Origin of the sequence: Cylindrospermum stagnale PCC 7417 (assembly GCF_000317535.1) — a bacterium.
In the GTDB taxonomy this organism is placed as follows: Bacteria; Cyanobacteriota; Cyanobacteriia; order Cyanobacteriales; family Nostocaceae; genus Cylindrospermum; species Cylindrospermum stagnale.
The window spans coordinates 1,006,251-1,023,056 of sequence record NC_019757.1; the positions used below are offsets into that span (position 1 = coordinate 1,006,251).

The 16,806-nt window shown below is 42.7% G+C and carries 15 protein-coding genes; 3 read left to right on the top strand and 12 right to left on the bottom strand.

What is annotated here, in order from left to right; all coding sequences use genetic code 11:
- Positions 1-449: 449 nt before the first annotated feature.
- From ndhI to CYLST_RS04150, 6 genes are all read right to left on the bottom strand, one after another.
- Positions 450-1,055 carry an NAD(P)H-quinone oxidoreductase subunit I gene (gene ndhI, locus CYLST_RS04125; RefSeq protein ID WP_015206448.1) on the bottom strand — a complete coding sequence of 202 codons (606 nt, stop codon included), beginning with the start codon at positions 1,053-1,055 and terminating at the stop codon, positions 450-452.
- Between the two features lie 99 nt (positions 1,056-1,154).
- Entirely contained in the window at positions 1,155-1,523 is a 369-nt protein-coding gene (locus CYLST_RS04130; protein ID WP_015206449.1) for a hypothetical protein, read from the bottom strand.
- A 232-nt stretch (positions 1,524-1,755) separates the two neighbouring features.
- Positions 1,756-2,832 (bottom strand): galactokinase, encoded by a 1,077-nt coding sequence (galK, locus tag CYLST_RS04135; RefSeq protein WP_015206450.1) that lies wholly within the window; start codon positions 2,830-2,832, stop codon positions 1,756-1,758.
- Between the two features lie 225 nt (positions 2,833-3,057).
- Positions 3,058-4,146: a M24 family metallopeptidase gene (locus tag CYLST_RS04140; protein WP_015206451.1), complete on the bottom strand. Its 1,089-nt coding sequence runs from the start codon at positions 4,144-4,146 to the stop codon at positions 3,058-3,060.
- A 367-nt stretch (positions 4,147-4,513) separates the two neighbouring features.
- A complete protein-coding gene (gene galT, locus CYLST_RS04145; protein WP_015206452.1) occupies positions 4,514-5,614 on the bottom strand; it encodes a galactose-1-phosphate uridylyltransferase in 1,101 nt (366 codons plus the stop codon).
- The gene (locus tag CYLST_RS04150) at positions 5,593-7,455 is read right to left on the bottom strand and encodes a glycoside hydrolase family 2 protein (protein ID WP_015206453.1); all 1,863 of its coding nucleotides are present in this window, start codon (positions 7,453-7,455) and stop codon (positions 5,593-5,595) included. Before CYLST_RS04150 ends, galT begins: the two co-directional genes overlap by 22 nt.
- An 844-nt stretch (positions 7,456-8,299) precedes the next feature.
- On the opposite strand from CYLST_RS04150, the gene CYLST_RS04155 reads away from it, so the two are divergent.
- Positions 8,300-8,623, top strand: a complete 324-nt coding sequence (locus tag CYLST_RS04155) for a hypothetical protein (RefSeq protein ID WP_015206454.1) — start codon at positions 8,300-8,302, stop codon at positions 8,621-8,623.
- Between the two features lie 57 nt (positions 8,624-8,680).
- On the opposite strand, the gene CYLST_RS04160 is transcribed toward CYLST_RS04155, so the two are convergent.
- From CYLST_RS04160 to CYLST_RS04170, 3 genes are all read right to left on the bottom strand, one after another.
- Positions 8,681-8,974, bottom strand: a complete 294-nt coding sequence (locus CYLST_RS04160; protein WP_015206455.1) for a DUF2103 domain-containing protein — start codon at positions 8,972-8,974, stop codon at positions 8,681-8,683.
- A 10-nt stretch (positions 8,975-8,984) separates the two neighbouring features.
- On the bottom strand, positions 8,985-9,314 hold the full coding sequence (gene clpS, locus CYLST_RS04165) for an ATP-dependent Clp protease adapter ClpS (protein ID WP_015206456.1): 330 nt from the start codon (positions 9,312-9,314) through the stop codon (positions 8,985-8,987).
- Between the two features lie 112 nt (positions 9,315-9,426).
- A complete protein-coding gene (locus CYLST_RS04170) occupies positions 9,427-11,457 on the bottom strand; it encodes an FAD-dependent oxidoreductase (RefSeq protein ID WP_015206457.1) in 2,031 nt (676 codons plus the stop codon).
- Positions 11,458-11,662: 205 nt separating this feature from the next.
- Between CYLST_RS04170 and CYLST_RS33065 the strand changes: the two genes are divergently transcribed.
- On the top strand, positions 11,663-12,379 hold the full coding sequence (locus CYLST_RS33065) for a DUF4145 domain-containing protein (RefSeq protein ID WP_015206458.1): 717 nt from the start codon (positions 11,663-11,665) through the stop codon (positions 12,377-12,379).
- Between the two features lie 345 nt (positions 12,380-12,724).
- On the opposite strand, the gene CYLST_RS04180 is transcribed toward CYLST_RS33065, so the two are convergent.
- On the bottom strand, positions 12,725-12,985 hold the full coding sequence (locus CYLST_RS04180; RefSeq protein ID WP_015206459.1) for a type II toxin-antitoxin system RelE family toxin: 261 nt from the start codon (positions 12,983-12,985) through the stop codon (positions 12,725-12,727).
- Positions 12,985-13,200, bottom strand: coding sequence for a hypothetical protein (locus tag CYLST_RS04185; RefSeq protein ID WP_015206460.1), 216 nt, complete (start codon positions 13,198-13,200; stop codon positions 12,985-12,987). The genes CYLST_RS04180 and CYLST_RS04185 overlap by 1 nt, the downstream gene beginning before the upstream one ends.
- 232 nt (positions 13,201-13,432) lie before the next feature.
- Between CYLST_RS04185 and CYLST_RS04190 the strand changes: the two genes are divergently transcribed.
- On the top strand, positions 13,433-15,673 hold the full coding sequence (locus CYLST_RS04190; RefSeq protein ID WP_041232949.1) for a tetratricopeptide repeat protein: 2,241 nt from the start codon (positions 13,433-13,435) through the stop codon (positions 15,671-15,673).
- On the opposite strand, the gene CYLST_RS04195 is transcribed toward CYLST_RS04190, so the two are convergent.
- The gene (locus CYLST_RS04195) at positions 15,670-16,794 is read right to left on the bottom strand and encodes an ABC transporter permease (protein WP_041232950.1); all 1,125 of its coding nucleotides are present in this window, start codon (positions 16,792-16,794) and stop codon (positions 15,670-15,672) included. The genes CYLST_RS04190 and CYLST_RS04195 overlap by 4 nt on opposite strands.
- Positions 16,795-16,806: the final 12 nt, after the last annotated feature.

Sequence of the window (16,806 nt, forward strand, 5' to 3'; positions counted from 1 at the left end):
CGGGAGCCGTAGGTATCACGGTATTTTTTTAAACGTTCGCGCAGCGTGCCGGAGGCATTACCGCAGAGACGCAGAGAGCGCAGAGGAAGATAAAAAAGAGATGTTCACATCTTATTTAGAATTGCTATAGAGACTTTGCATGCAACGTTTCTACAAGATATGAATTGTGTCATGATAGCTCCAAAGTTATACCAAATTGATATGAAGTTGCATAGAATCAAGGGCGTTGCATAATTGAAGTATGAATTAGCCTCACGCCAAGACGCAAAGATAAGAGGTTTGAAAATTCAAGCAAGAGCATTTCATACCTGAATTCAGCAACGCCGAATTAAGATATGAAAAAGAATTAACCGCAGATAAACGCAGATAAACACAGATAAAGATGGATAATTAAATTGATTTCATCATTCTGTGCAGCCTCACATAAAATTGGTATTAGCTACTTAGCTTTACTGTTTAATATCGTTGATATCTTCTACAGCTTGTTCCAAAATCTCAGATGGCAGCAGACCGACTCGATTACCATCAGGAGGAAGAAAGTGAGGGTCTAACACACCTTTAGGTAAGTAGACTAATTCGCGTAGCGGTGTCACCATTGGATCATCGGTAACTTTGTAAGGTAGTCTTCCCATCGCCACATTGTCTAGATTCAATTCGTGACGATCATAAGTAGAAAGTTCATATTCTTCAGTAAATGACAAACAGTTTGTTGGGCAAAATTCCACACAGTTGCCGCAGAAAATACAAACCCCAAAGTCAATACTGTAATGTTTAAGTTCTTTTTTCTTAGCTTCTTGATTAAATTCCCAATCTACTACCGGTAGATTAATAGGGCATACGCGAACACAAACTTCGCAAGATATACACTTATCAAATTCAAAGTGAATCCGACCTCGGAAGCGTTCAGAGGGAATCAGTTTTTCATAAGGATATTGAACAGTAATTGGACGACGGTTCATGTGGTCGAAAGTAACCGATAGTCCTTGGCCAATATATCGACCTGCTAGGAAGCTATGTTTGGCATAATCGCTAACTTGTTTGAGAAATTTAAACATCAGTCAACAACTCTCAGCTAATAGTGCTATTAATCAGCACTTTAATAGCTGCTATTAGTTATGACTTCCGTCAATTGGAAGACTCCGCAGTTAAATTTATCATGACTTTGCTATACTATCGCCTGACTTCGAGGGCCATCTAACAGTAAGAATAGTACAGTCAGACTCAGCAACCCAACAATGGGGCACACCTGAACACCATAAAACGTAATCAGCCTCACGATTTAGGATAATTTTTCTATCCTCAAATTGAAGGCAAAATCTGCCATTAATCAGGATAGAAAGGGTAGTTGCTTCGTTATTTACTGCCCAATTATTTCTACTTTCTCCTGCTTTGTGAATACCCCATTTTACTTCTAGCACTTCAGTTGAGCGTGGATCATCAACAGGGTTGATAAAGTGACCAATGAACCATCCCCAGCGATTCTTCCCTTCGATAGCGGCGTTACCAAAAATAACTTTAGTCATTAGTCATTAGTCATTAGTCATTAGTCATTAGTCATTAGTCATTAGTCATTAGTCATTAGTCATTAGTCATTAGTCATTAGTCATTAGTCATTAGTCATTAGTCATTAGTCATTAGTCATTAGTCATTAGTCATTAGTCATTAGTCATTAGTCATTAGTCATTAGTCATTAGTCATTAGTCATTAGTCATTAGTCATTAGTTATTAGTTATTAGTGATTGGTTTCCCGTTTTTTCATTCAAAATCGGCAACGGGAACCAAAATTCGCCCCTGATAACCTGCTTGGTTGTATTTTTTCAGGGCATTAGTTGCAGACATTGCTTTTGTTTCACCTGATGCCACCAAAGCAACACAAGCCCCACCAAAGCCTGCACCTGTTAACCTGGCACCAAACACTCCTTCGGTTTGCTGCAAAATTTCTACTAACGTATCCAAAGCTGGTATGGAAACTTCGTAATCGTCTCGCAAACTAGCGTGGGATGCGTTCATCAATTCGCCGAAGCGTTGAGATGATACTCCCTCTAAAACCTCTAGAACACGGTTATTTTCTGTAACTACATGGCGGGCGCGGCGTCTTAGTGGTTCAGGTAACGCTTCTGTTGCCTTAACATCAGTAATATCTCGTAGGGCGGCGACTCCTAGTAGATGCGCCGCTTCTTCGCACTCCGCACGACGCTGGTTATAGCCGCTAGTTGCCAGTGTGCGAGGTACGCCGCTATCGATGACGACAATTTCTGCTTTGTCAGGAAAAGGAATCAAACAGCGTTCTAGGGTACGAGTATCTAAAAACAAAAGATGTTCAGTGTCAGCGAGGCTGGAAGCCATCTGATCCATAATGCCGCAGTGCACGCCAACATAATGAATTTCGGCTTGCTGTGCAAGTTGGGCAACTTCTACATCATCAATCGGCAGATCAAGAAGTTGGCGCACAGCCCTAATGGTTGCTACTTCTAAAGCTGCGCTGCTAGACAAACCCGAACCCATAGGAACCAAGGAGTTGACGTATAAAGACAGCGGTGGAATTGTGTATTCTGCTTTTTTCAAAACCTCGATACAGCCAAAAATATAACTAGCAAATCCAGACGGCGTATAATTAATTTCTAAAATATCCACTCGCTCGTTTAAATTGTCTGAGTAAAGGTGATGTTGTCCATCGCGACTAAAACCTATTTGTACAGTTGTGCTTTGGGGAATTGCAGTCGGTAGCACGAAGCCATCATTATAGTCAGTATGTTCGCCGAGTAGGTTTACTCTTCCTGGCGCACTGGCTTGAGTTTCGGGTGGTTTACCGAAGATTTGTTGGAAATTCATGATGATTATTTGATGGCAAAAGAATTTAGATATTGCCATTCGTGACTAACGTGAGCTTCCAAGGAAAGAATGCGTTTGATTTTGACAGGACTTACGCACAAGTAATAGAAAAACAAACCACAGAGGACGCAGAGGACACAGAGGAATATAGAGTTTGAGAAATTTTATGCGTAAGTCCTATTTGATAAAAATAGAATTTTATTTTCTAGAACTATATAGAAAAAATCATCTCTCTAATGGCACAGGGCGCAATCTTCCTTCTACCTCGACGCTGGGGAAATTGGGGTCAAAAGTTAGATTTTCCAACTTTCCATGGCCATGAATGACGAAAGTGTCTTCAATCTTTGCGCCTACTAAACTTGGATTCCAGGCTATGGCCATGTTTTCTGTCAACTTATCAGTGGTAGTGGGATTTGCCACAATTTCTCGCGCTAAATAGCCTGTGGTTCCTCCCTGGTGATGTTGGCGGATGGCATGGGGAAATCCTTGCTGTTCATAAGCTTGAGCTAGGGCGTGATAAACTGCGTTGAGAGAAGTTCCCGGTTGGGATGAATTCAAGGCTACTGCTTCTATTTCGCAGACATGGCGGTGTAATTTGGCGGACTCGTGTGAAAGCGCACCAAAACACACAAATCGGGTGAGATTCGCATACAAACCATATCCTCTAGCGCAGAATACCAGCATTGCTTGCCGTCCAATCTGTTCACCAGTGGGTGTAGCATGACGGTAGAGTGGCAAACGCCTCTCACCTGCTACCAGCGTCAGGGCTGGATGCAAGCCTTGTGTCCACAATGCGTCTGCGCCGGCACCTGCTAATTGATATTCTGTCCAGGTAGGCTGGGCGGCCTTAAGTACTTCTGTCATGGCAATGCTTGCTTTTTGCCCGACTTGGCGATATCGCTCTAGCTCACTTGAAATGAGTACGCGTTTATAAGCTCGCAGAGAGGGGGGTAATGGTTTCTCTAGATGAGAAATTGGGGCATCACTCAAAACTTCCCCGCCGGCAGTAGCATCACGCACAAAGGACTCACGGGCTTTAATATCAGCCCAGGGGTTGATGTGCAGTTTAAAATTTTTTGGCAGTTCTTCATCTTGTAAACGCTGGGCTTCAATTTCATCGGTTAATACCCAAGCGTCTTGGGGAGTTACTAATATTTCTGCTACGCCTGTTTCAGAGGTTAGCAGCACGGTGTTAGAAGCGCCAGCAGTCGCCCAAGCAAACCAATCTGTACGGCGTAGACGTAAGCCTTGTGCCTCAGTTTCGTTTAGGGTTTGCCTGATTAAGCCGAGCTTTGTGGAGACTTCTTGGTTCATAAAAAATAGGAAACCACAGATAAACACAAATTCCAGCAGAACCACATCCGTCGTAGGGGCACAGCATTGCTCATTGGTGTCAACTTAAGCGAAAACCCTTTTAAAATCTCGTTAAGAGTCTCCGACTCTTAATGATTTCACAGCGGCTCTGGCGCTAGGGACGGGAGGCAGAGCCGGACAATGGGCATTAAGAGCCTGAGTCTGGGAACGAGATCATCTCTCAAACCTTTTTCTAGGTTGGATTCCACTTTAAGTTGACACGTATGAGCATTGCTGTGCCCCTACCGCGTGGTTTATTTACCTGAAAATTGCTGTAACACAAATAATTATGAGATTGATCTGTGTTGATCTGCGTCTATCTCCGGTTTTAAACCAAAGTTGGCATTTCAATGTTCACGGCTACCGCTTGTAATTCTTTGGCTTTTTCTTCTGGTAAAGCATCATTGGCAAACATTCCGGCTGCAAGTTCTGTTCCTGCTAGATATTTCAGCTTTTCTTTTGTTCGATATGGTGGATACAACTCTGCGTGTAAATGTGCTTCGGGATGTGATAAAGCGTCAGTCGGTGCTTGAAACCAAGCCATCAAGTAGGGAAACGGGCGATTCCACAAACCGTCATATTTGAGAGTGACGGTTTTTAAGGCTTTGGCAAGTCCCCAACGTTGTTCTGGGGTAAGTTCGATAAAGCTGCTAACTGGCTGAATTGGCGCGATCCAAACTTCATAAGGGTAACGAGCGCAAACTGGGACAAAGGCGATCGCATTTTCATCCTGATAAATAATCCGCTGCTTGTCGGCAATTTCTTGTTGAATTAAATCTGCCAGCAAACCCTGTTGATGTTCTCGATAGTACCACCGCTGCCTTTCCAGCATTTTTGCCGGCACAGGTGGAATAAAAGGATAGGCGTAAATTTGCCCGTGGGGATGATGTAAAGTCACACCCACTTCTACGCCTTTATTCTCAAACGGTAGTACATATTGAATTTGGGGATTTGCTCCGAGTTCGCGGGTGCGATCGCCCCAAACTTGCAACAGCAAATCCAAATGTTCCAACTCCAAAGAACTCAGAGAAGCCTGGGCATCTTGGGTAAAAACCACCACCTCACAGGCTCCATTGGCAGGTAATGTGTCCACGATGCAATCAGGCGGATTTTGCGCTACTACTGTCATCGAGGGAAAGCGGTTATCGAACACCGCTACATCATATTTACCTTGAGGCAGTTCGGTCGGAAACTCAGGATTGCTGGTGGGTGCGAGGGGGTTATATTCTGGGGGTGGCATGAAAGTCCGCCCTTGACGGTGACTCGCATAAGCTACCCATTCGCCCCGCAAGGGATGCCAGCGCAGATGAGGATTCGCCTGCACTGGTTCATTACTAGGGCTAGTAGCTGCAATATTCTCAGCTATTGGATGCCGTCCGTACAACGTCAGTTGGCGTCCATCCGGCTTTAACAGCTTGTGGGAGTACATAATCTTTGTCCTAGTCGGGTTGCAGCACAAATCGCCTCAAGGGGAAATTTCGGCGTGCGATCGGCGTACAACAAACCATTTGCTTCTTGAAAGGTATCTGAGAATTGCGTGTAACAGAAACCGCTGAACATTTCAATGTTGTTGACGGTTTCCAGGAGAGCGGCATATTTCATTTCTAGCTCGGAGATATTTGAGCAGCGCTCATATCCCCAAGCTTTATCTGCATCAGGCTGTCCAAGAGCGGCATAGGCAATACCACCGAACTCAGTCAGCATCATTGGTTGTCCCTGGTGTGGATAGTTATCTAGGGTGAGGATGCGTCCTCCAGGACGCTTACGCTCAAACAGATCCGATAGTTTAACTTCAGGGCCATAGCGTTGAGCTAATTGCTGGGGTTTGGTGTCGTAGTCATGAATAGCGAGAATGTCAGTATCTGTACTTTCCCAGCCATCATTACTAATCACTGGGCGAGACGGATCGAGAGTTTTGGTCAGGTGATACATTGCCAAGACGTAGTTTCTGTGAGCTGCCGTCTCAACTAAATTTGGCACTCCCCAGGATTCATTAAAAGGTACCCAGGCGACAATACACGGGTGGTTAACATCTCGGTTGATTACCTCAGTCCACTCGTGGGTCATACGTTCTACTGCTTTATGGGTAAAACGATAGGCGCTGGGCATCTCTTCCCATACTAACAACCCTAATACATCTGCCCAATATAAAAATCGTGGGTCTTCAATTTTTTGGTGCTTACGTACTCCGTTGAAACCCATCGCTTTGGCGAGTTCGACATCGCGTCGCAAGGCATCATCGTCGGGTGCGGTCATTAGTGAATCTGGCCAGTAACCTTGATCGAGAACCAACCGCAAATAGTAGGGACGACCATTGAGCATAAAGCGATCGCGTTGTATGCTTACCGTCCGCATTGCTGTGTATGACCTTACCTGATCCAGCAGTTGGTTTTGGTAAAACAACTGAATTTCGGCATCAATCAAGGTCGGCTTTTCCGGACTCCAAAGTAATTCGTTTCGGTAGTCATCAATTCCCGGATCGGCAAAGGTGATCCGGCGGCTAATTTCCCCATTGAAAACTTCATAAGTATCGTTTGCTAGCACATAATCGCCAACGCTCAGTTTCACCTTCATTTGAACGCCGCAAACTGGCACATCCCCAGCAAGGGCCACATAACAACTGAGTTCCCACCGCTCGAAGTCAGGAGTCCAGCGGATGTGATCTATATAAGTTGTGCCTACGCGCTCAACCCAGACAGTCTGCCAAATACCACTCGTGCGGGGATACCAAATACTGTGTGGTACCAACTGCCAATCTTGCTTACCACGAGGTTTAGCAAGGTCGTGAGCATCGTCTTGGGCCCAAACTGTCACCAAGGTTTGTCCACTGTCATTTAATACGGGGGTAATATCGATGGTGAAGGGGGTATGCCCACCTTCATGTTCAGCCATATATTGACCGTTCACCCACACACGAGCGCGATAGTCTACAGCCCCAAAGTGCAACAGTAGTCTACCTTCACCCGATGGCGTTGCAAATTCCCGCTCATACCAGCAGTTTGAGTGAAAACTTGGATCGCCAATCCCACTTTTGGTAGATTCGGGAGCAAAGGGAACTTCTATATGATGAGTCCATTGGCTAAGGTCGCTGGGTTGGGCGCATCTTCCCTCATCGTCAAATGCGAACTTCCACTGACCGTTAAGGCTTTGCCACTGCGATCGCTGCAACTGCGGACGTGGATATGTTGTGTCTCTTAAACCAAAAATCTTTTGCTCAACAGTATTAGCGGATAATTCAACCGCACGAATATCCAAATTTAACAAATTCATCAAAACCTCTTACCTACCTGCAATAGAACAAACTCTTTTTCTGCATTCGGTTCAGGCTAAATTAGCCTATTTTCCAGATATTTCTGGAGTTTTACCCTGCACATTTTTTGTCGGGTAAATATATTGCTGTAGCCCTACTAACATCACACCACTTAATCTTTGAGTAGCAAACCCAAATTGCCTCCATCACCCCTTAGTGTTGGAGGCATCAAATAGAGTATAAACTCCCAGTTCGTGACATTATGGCATAATATAACGCCAATATTTGGCAGATAAAATTTTAAAAATTACCTAATTTTTTTGTCACTTACTATTACTAACCCACGCCAAAATTAGAGCATAACCGAGAATTTGCGTTAGAAGATGTTTTAAAAGTATCGTTATTAACATCAAAACCTCGGAAACTTAATCAGAACTAACTCTCCACCTCCCCTACCCCTTCTCTGCTCTCTTGAGGGAACATCTGGACTCCGGGGGAACTTAGGGGGTAAAAAGGACAGGAGTGTAGAGACGTTGCATGCAACGTCTCTACATTTGCTTGGTGAAATGTAGTCTAAATGTCTTCCTTGATACTTAATAAAGAGCAAGACCAACTCTAAACTTAGTATAAATACGGTAGATTTTCAGTTAGCCGCGTTACCCATTTTCCGCCTGTAATCTCTTTGCTTAACAGCAATAGCTAATTTTAATTAAAAAACTCTAACTTTGTGAAACAACAAACTTTGTTGCAATTGTTTACATATATTCTGGTGAACTATTGCAGTTTGTGAATGTTTTGCTTATTCCTAAGGAATATTCCTTTAGACTGAATTTCATAGAAAAATAGATATTGGGATCAACGCAAATGAATTCGTTAAACCTATTTTTTTGCCACGAATTTGTAGTTGCTGTTTCTTCTGTTGCTTGTATTGTTGGGCTATTGTTACTGCGGGACTGCAAGCAACACAAAGATGATGCAGAAGAAACAGAGCAAATTCTCTTGAGAATGAGCTTTTCTTACTGGCTAGTTTACTGCGTCGCTTTTTCTCTGGATAAAATGCTTTTACCCGACTGGCAAGGTTTAACAATGACTTTGAAAATTACTACAGCTTTGTCATATTTTTTAACTTTTTCTTGCATCCTCAGTTTGCCATTGCACAAGTTTGCAGTTCACCAAGTTGAGGAGTAGTTAACAGTCAACAGTTAATAGCCCGATCAGCTTTTGACTGTTGACGATTGATGCTCATTAGAGTTTCATGGCGTGAGCGATCGCCATTTCCAGATGATCCTGCTGTAGATTGGTGACGATAAATACCTCTTGCACTGTTTTACCCAGCCGGGCAATCACCTTATAGCCTCCCCGAATCGGTACAGACACACGCAGTTGCATTTTCGGACAATGACCTTTTACCCTGCCAATCACGCCTGGTGTCACAGTTTGAATTTCATCCCGCTGACACAGACGTTCTAAAATGGGTATGAGACCAGGAATGTGGGTTGAGTGATTCCAAACTAGTCTGCCATCCGTGGTTCTGCCCATGATCTTTAATTTAAGCTGCTTCCAGAGGTGCCATTGTCAAACCTGCTCGACGCAGCTGTTGGTGGTACAGTTCCGCAGTTTCTTGTGGACCGACCCAAACGATCGCTTGACCTTCATAGTGTATCTGGTTAGTGAGATCCCAAGCGCGATCGCCACTCATTCCCGGAATATACTTAAGCAAACACTCGGCGACGTGCTGAAATGTATTGAAATCGTCATTCAATACAATCACTTTGTAATTCGGGTAAGGTTTACGGGTAACTTGGCTAGACCGTTCAGGGGCTTTAGTTGGTGCTGTAGCCATCCCGTAAATATCTACTACTGAAAGTCTTATAACCATAGAACAATAAGTCAAGATAATTTTACAAAACTACACTACTAATAAATAGTTTAGTCGATTGTCAGTGGTCAGTTGTCAATTGCAACAAACCACTGTCCAACAAGGGAAACCCCTACCGCCAATCATCCCAATTTTCGTTAAAGATAGAAGTATCGGGGAAAGCAGTCGGATTACCATTTTGCTCTAACAGACGTTTGAGAGCTTGCAATTGTGGTTCTGGCTTAGGTAAATTATCTACCAAGGAGTAGGGTGCGATCGCGTTTTTAATAGCAAAAGCAGCTACAGTTCCCGCCGCCGCCCCAGCAGACCATTCAAAAGAGTGTACCCGATAAGCCGCAGAGGCAATGTGACTAGTCGCAATGCTTTTACCCCCCACAATTAAATTATCTATTTTTTGGGGAATCATTGCTCTTAAAGCAATTTGAAAAGGATAAGCTTGTCCTGCACCACGCCTTTCACCTGCACGTTCTGTATTACCAGGGGCTTCTGCTGGGCTGTTCGTCATGCAAGGATGAAAATCTATGGCGTAGTGACCAATACCCACAGCATCAGGGAAAATAGTAGAACGAGTCCGCCGCAAAGCTTTATCTGGTGATGTTTGACCGGAAATTACCGATGTCGCCTCTAAACCTGCCAGTGATGCTTTTAAGCTGCGATACATATCTGCTGGCAGAGTTTTAGCATAATACTCATCATTATAGTTACGGCGAGATATATCAATTTCCCAGATACTAAAACCCTCTGGTTGTCCCCAACTAGGGCGGCCAATAATCCGGCGTCCTTCCCGCATATAGGGGTATTTCGATAAACCATGCACCGTCCCCATCGGAGATTTTAACCCTGATAAGTAGCGGTTATTTAGTTGCGGTTGCTTCACACCATTTCCTAATTGGGAGTCTGTAGTTCCAGCGAACAGCCAATAAAAATAGGAAAGAGCATTTTCTTCACCTTTGCGGAGGGTTTCGCTTCTCAGTCCCCCCATCCAACCCCCAGGTTTTAACTGTCCAGAGGACTGCAACTGTTGACGAGAGTAAATTAGATTATCTTGGGGAGTTCCTGGACGGTAGTCGTTACCCCAAGTCCAGTTTTGCATCGAGATATCTCCAGGCGTCGGGGTACTAAACTTAACGCCCCCAAATGCTGCTGGTGTCCCCTGTTTAGGACTCCATATCCGGCGGTAGGTGAAGACTAAATCAAAGTTCGCCAGTCGCTTTAATTCATAGCTGAAATATGGCGCGTATTGGGGATAAAATGACGGCATTGCCTGCTGTTGCGGTTCCTTTGTGGACTCCATTGCAAAGGTGTAAGTAAAGCCTTGGGTGCAATAGGGGTCATTTGTGGTGCTAGAAGCGGAAGGTTCTAGGTAAGAACGGGCATCAATGCCTAGTCGGTAAGGGACATCAGCTAGGGCGATAATTTCCCCGGTTTCGCTGGTGTCGACAACGTACCAATTAGCGGTTTTGTTTTTAACTGGCTTGGGGACGAAGCGGATAATATTTTTGTTAAACCGAGACGAGTTTTCGTAGCGATAAGCGTCTTCGATGGTTTGAGATAAAGGAGAAGTGTTGAGGGGTGGTGCGCCTTTAACTGGTTGATGCTGAATGGCGATCGCACTATTGATGATTTTACCATCTGCACTAATTGCTAAGTCTTTAATTACGGTGTTGGGAAACCATTGCAATTTACCATTGCCTTTTTTTTCGGCATCTTTGAGCATTTCGGTGAGAATGGTGTGAGCATCGCGCGGTAGAAAGCAAGAGTCGCTTACCCAACAATCACCGGGGTTGAATTTACCATATTTGCGCTTGATGCGATCGCGCAATTCCAAATAACCGCGAGAATAAAATTGCCGACTCCGCTGGGTTGGGCGTTCGTCTAACGCAGATGTCCCTTGTGAGGAAATTTGACCGCCCAACCAGTCGGTAATTTCCGTTAAGCAAACGGTGCGTCCTGCGAGTAAACCTTCGTAAGCCGTAGCAACACCAGATAATCCTGCACCGACAGCTAAAATTTCACAGTTGACGGTTTTGTTTGGGGGTATGAGTGGGGCGGCTGTAGTGGCTAATGGTGCGATGAAGGTAGCGATTAAGCTAAGGCTGATAAATGCTTTTGGGCGATAAGCCTTTGTCCGTCTGCGCTGCATGGTTTGAGTACTCTTGCTACTGTGTCAACTTGTAGACGGTAACATCTGGGAAATGTTCTTAACAAAGTAATTTTGGGCTGTGGGGGGTTTTGGTAGGTTTTTGGTGGATAAATAATCAGCGTTAATAAGCGATCGCAGTTATTATATCTAAGTAGTCAGTTAGTCTATACGTTTGATTTAAAACACTGCATTAAGGCACTTAATCATGAACCCTAAGCAAGAGATCATAAAAAATCGAATTGAGGGATTATCTAATTTAGACATAGGGTCTCGCTTAAGAGGGATATATCCATTCCACGATTGGTTAAAATCCGTTTCAGTTGCCCTTAAAGCTGCCAGGATACAGGATGAACTCAAAATATGGGAGGATTCACTTCCACATATTTGGGATTTGTCCTACGAAGATTCAATGTTTACTGAAAATCCCTCTCATGCTCAAGTATCCTTCGCCAAAGATATACTTTTAGGATTCTTAAATAACTTGAGTGATGATGATAAACCATCAGCGGCTCTTTTTCCAATGGAAATAGTACAAGATACCAGAGATTATGTATTTCGTATTGCCCAACAGGTAAATACTTGCTACGCTAACGCTTGTTATGATGCTTGTGCAGTCATGCTAAGGCGATTGATAGAAACATTAATTATTGAATGTTTTGAGCATAATGCTATTGCCTCAAAGATTAAAGATACAAATAATAACTATGTTAATCTGGATCAGATGATTGGAAACTTTATCAATGAATCTATATTTAATCTATCGCGTGAAACAAAAAATAATCTACATAAATTGAAAGCAATAGGAGATAAATCAGCACACAATCGTTATTATACAGCTAATCGTGATCCTCTTGATAATTTATCTCAAGAGATTCATGTAATTATTCGAGAATTAGTAAACAAAAGTGGTGTCAAAAAATAGCGATGCGCTAAGTTTGAGGTTTATTTAAGTAACTGAATGAAGAAAAATAGTCCTTTTTTTAAAGCTTGTTATTCAACAAGTTTTTGTAACATTTAAATTATCGCACTGAACCACACCCCGCCTAGAACTGAAGTTCAAGGCTAATAGCCGAAGTCCACTCAAGTGGACTGAAATCTTTATTTAGTCTACTTCAGTAGACTTTCGCTATTAGCCTCAGAATTGATTCTGAGGTGGAATGACAACGTAGCGAGGGCTTGAATGCGTTACATTCTGAGGTGGAATGACAACTTAGCGAGGGCTTGACTGTGTTACACGATGCAACGGGAAGGAAAAATAAAAATCAAGTCAGTTGTAAACTTCTCTACGGTGTCTAATTCTGTTGATGAAGATTATTCTTTCCTCTTGACTAAATTCATAAATCACCCGGTAATCCCCAACTCTGAGTTTAAAGAAACCTGAAAAGTCAGCCGTCAATGGTTGTGGAGTTATTTGGTCAAAGTTATCAGCCAGCCAGTTGATTTTATTAACTACGCGTTTTTGGACAGATTGAGTTAGCTCTTCTAAATCAGCAAAGGCTTCTGATTCATATTCCACAAAGTAGCTCATCAATCACCCAAGCCTAGTCTGTGCATAACTTCTTCTGAAGAAATACCGCGAACTCCTGTCTCTCTACGCTTCCGAATTTCCAACAGATGTTGTTTCAACTCCTCCTTGACTGTCTTACCCTCATCAGGATCGGGTAGAATCTCGTTTATAGCTTCCATGACAGTTTCCCGAATCAGAGCTTTCAGTTCATCGATGGTCAGATCCTTAACTTGCATAGGGATTACGGGATTGTAGCGTTGTTAATTTATTCTAGTAGTTGCGAGTCTGGGTGTGAAGTACGATCTGCACCTTCCTCAGCAGCGCTTCTCTACGAGACGCTATTGCTTAGATACGGTCGGTAATCACTCTACAGTAAACAGCTAACAGGGTTCAATGCTAGTCATCTATCATAGATTGGAGAGAGGCAAGCCGCCGCCAAAGCTGACCAACGGATTAGGGAAGGTTGTTATGAAGAGCAGGAATTCAATCATCTTCACTTTAGCGTTAAAAAGTGCGATCGCTTGCAGCGGGGCGTTGCCCATCGCTTTTTCATCCATGCTGCTATCTGCTGGTGTTGTCAGTGGACAACCTGCACCTACCGCCACCCCATCTCAGGTAATATCGAATCAAGAGCGGGAAGAATTAGCGCAACTGCGAGCCTCCAACCGAACTCAACAGCAAGTCCAATCCGATTTTAATCGCGCTTTTACTCGAACAACCGCCCTGTTCAACGTCTGGCTAACTATATTGAGTCTGTTTCCCGTTGCGGTGATTGCTTCACTTTGGCTACTACGACGCGCGGTAATTCGCGAAATTGTTGAGCGAGCCATGAAACAACAACAAGGAATGGAAAGCTTACAAAATCAGCTAACTGCTGTTAAGCAAGAAGCAGAAAATATCATTCAAGAAGCGAAGAATATAAATCATGAATTGGCACAGGAAGCTGATATTCTGAGACTGAATATAAAAAACGAGCAACAAAATTTATCTATACTTATATCTGAGTTGTCGCAAGCAAAAGAACAATTTCTGGCAACTTTAGCATCGGACATTAAAGCCTCTCAACAAAATATTAGTAATCTAGAATCTGAGTTAGCCGCTCAACTATCTGAATTAAGGTCTTCTGCTCAACGCAAAAGAGATTTAACTCTAGAAATACTCGCTAATTCAGAATCTGAGTTAGCCGCTCAACTATCTGAATTACAGTTATCTGCTCAACGCAAAAGAGATTTAACTTTAGAAATCCTCAGTAATTTAGAATCTGAATTAGCCTCTCAACTATCTAATTGGCAGTTAACTGCTCAAGAACTGCGGGATTTAACTCTGGAGAGTTTCCGAAAATTAGAATCTGAATTAGCCTCTCAACTAGCAGAGTTCCAAATAGCTGCTGAAAAACAAAAGGATACGGCTATTGCTAATATAGAAAAATCCCGTTCTGAGTTTGCATCTCAACTTGCTGGCTGGCATTCTGATACTCAGCACCAAAAAGATTATACTCTTGAAAATTTAACAAAATTTCAGTTAGAATTTACCGCTGAGTTATCGGCATTACAAGTTGAGGCTCAAAACCGAAGAAATAGCACTCTAGAAAATCTAGAAAAATTAAATCATCTCTTTAAATCACAAATTTCTGAATTACAGGGTGATGCTTTTAATCAAAAAGATAAAATGATTGAGAGTTTAGTAAATTTACAGTTAGAATTTTCGGCTCAACTCTCAGAATTACAGGTGGATGCTCAACAACAGCAAGAGAAAATTATTAAAAATTTAGAAAAGTCTAGTTTAGAATTTAACTCTCAATTTTCAGAATTACAAAAGTACACGAAACAACAAAAAAATCTCATTTTAGAGAGGCTGAGAAAATTAGCAGATGAGTTTAGCTCTCAACTCTCAGAATTACAGTTAGATGCTCAAGAACGTAAGGATTTAATCTTGCAAGAACTGGCTGAGAGTTCACCTGCACCCGGTGTAGAAGTTAAAGATCAAATCAAGTCACCAGCATCCAAACCAGAATTGACGGCGGATGAATATGTGAAAGAGGCAGATAATTTATTGTCTGAAAAGCGCTATCCAGAGGCTTTTGCTGTTTACGAAAAAGCAGTAAAAATTAATCCTGATGATGCGGTGACTTGGTTGAAACGCGGGATAGTTTTAGTCCGGTTGAAACGTTATAAAGAAGCAATCGCATCTTATGATAAAGCTATTCAGATTCAACCAGATTATCACCAAGCTTGGTGCGATCGCGGTGTGGCTTTTGGCTATTTAAGACGACATCAAGAAGCTTTTGCCTGTTTTGATAAAGCCACCCAAGTGAAACCGGATGATGGAGTTGCTTGGTTAAATCGCGGTCTTTCCCTGGTAGAGTTGGACAAATACGAAGATGCGATCGCATCTTTCGATCAAGCGCTGCAATTCCAACCTGATTCCCCCAAAATCTGGGATAAGCGGGGTTATACCTTGGTGAGACTCGGACAAGATGATGATGCGATCGCTAGTTTTGACAAAGCGCTAGAAATTCAGCCAAACTACGCCAGTGCATATTACAACAAAGCCGCCTGCTATGCGCTGCAAAGACAAGCCGAACCAGCCGTGGTAAATCTAGAAAAGGCGATTCAAATTAATCGCCGATACAAAGAAGAAGCCGCCGCTGACATCGATTTTGATGAGATTACAGAGGATAAACGCTTCAGACAGTTAACTGAAATTTAACTCAACTGACGGCGAAACCTGTTGATGCTAATGGACAACAGCAAGATCGCAAACAACAAAAGTGCGATCGCATTCAACCATAGCACCTCTAACCCGACACCTTTGAGCAAAATTCCCCGGACTATCTGGATATAATGACGTAGGGGATTTAGTAGCGAAAGATACCTCAATACTTCGGGCATACTCTCCAAAGGTGCGATCGCCCCAGAAAGTTGAATCAATGGTAAATTAATAAAAAACGAAGTCAGGACAACTTGTTGCTGTGTGCGACAAATTGTTGCCAGCATAATCCCAATACCAATTCCCACAAATAAATACAGCGCTGATAATCCTAAAAATAGCCATAAATTTCCTCTAAAAGGTACTTTAAAAACTAATCTTGCTAAACTCAAAGACAAGATAACATCGCCCATCAACAAGATAAACAGCGGCACAATTTTCGCCAGCAGAATTTCCCAAGCTGCCGCTGGAGTCATTAACAGTTGTTCTAGGGTTCCTGTGTCTTTTTCTCGCACAACCGTAACTGAAGAAACCAAGGAACTAATCAGAGTTAAAACCAAGCCCAAAACCCCTGGTACAAAAAACCAACTACTTATCAAACCAGGATTATACAGAAATATCGTTTCTGGGCTAACTAATGCTGGTGCTTGATTAGCTGACAACCGCCGACTAAATTGATTGATAATCTGACTTAGATAACCTTGAGCAATTCCCGCAGTATTGGCATCAACAGCATCAACTAAAACCTGAACCTCAGCCGATTTATCTTCAGCTAAATCTCGTTTAAAGTCCGAGGGAATCATCAACCCAACTGTAATATTTCCCTGTCGTACTTCCTCGCCCAACTCTTGAGAATCAAATAAATATTTATTAGCAACAAAAACGTTATTTTGTGTCAACGCAGAGACTAATTCCCGGCTTTGATAAGTATTAGCATAATCCACAACTCCTAATTTAATAAAATGCACATCTGGATTGAGAGCAAAGCCATATAGCAACATTTGGATAGTTGGCGGAATTATCAACAGAATCACAGTCTGTTTGCTCCTCAATATTTGGTTTAATTCTTTAATAACTAAACTCCAAAATCGGCTATTAAACAAACTGAAAATTATTTTCATTTTTTGATTTTT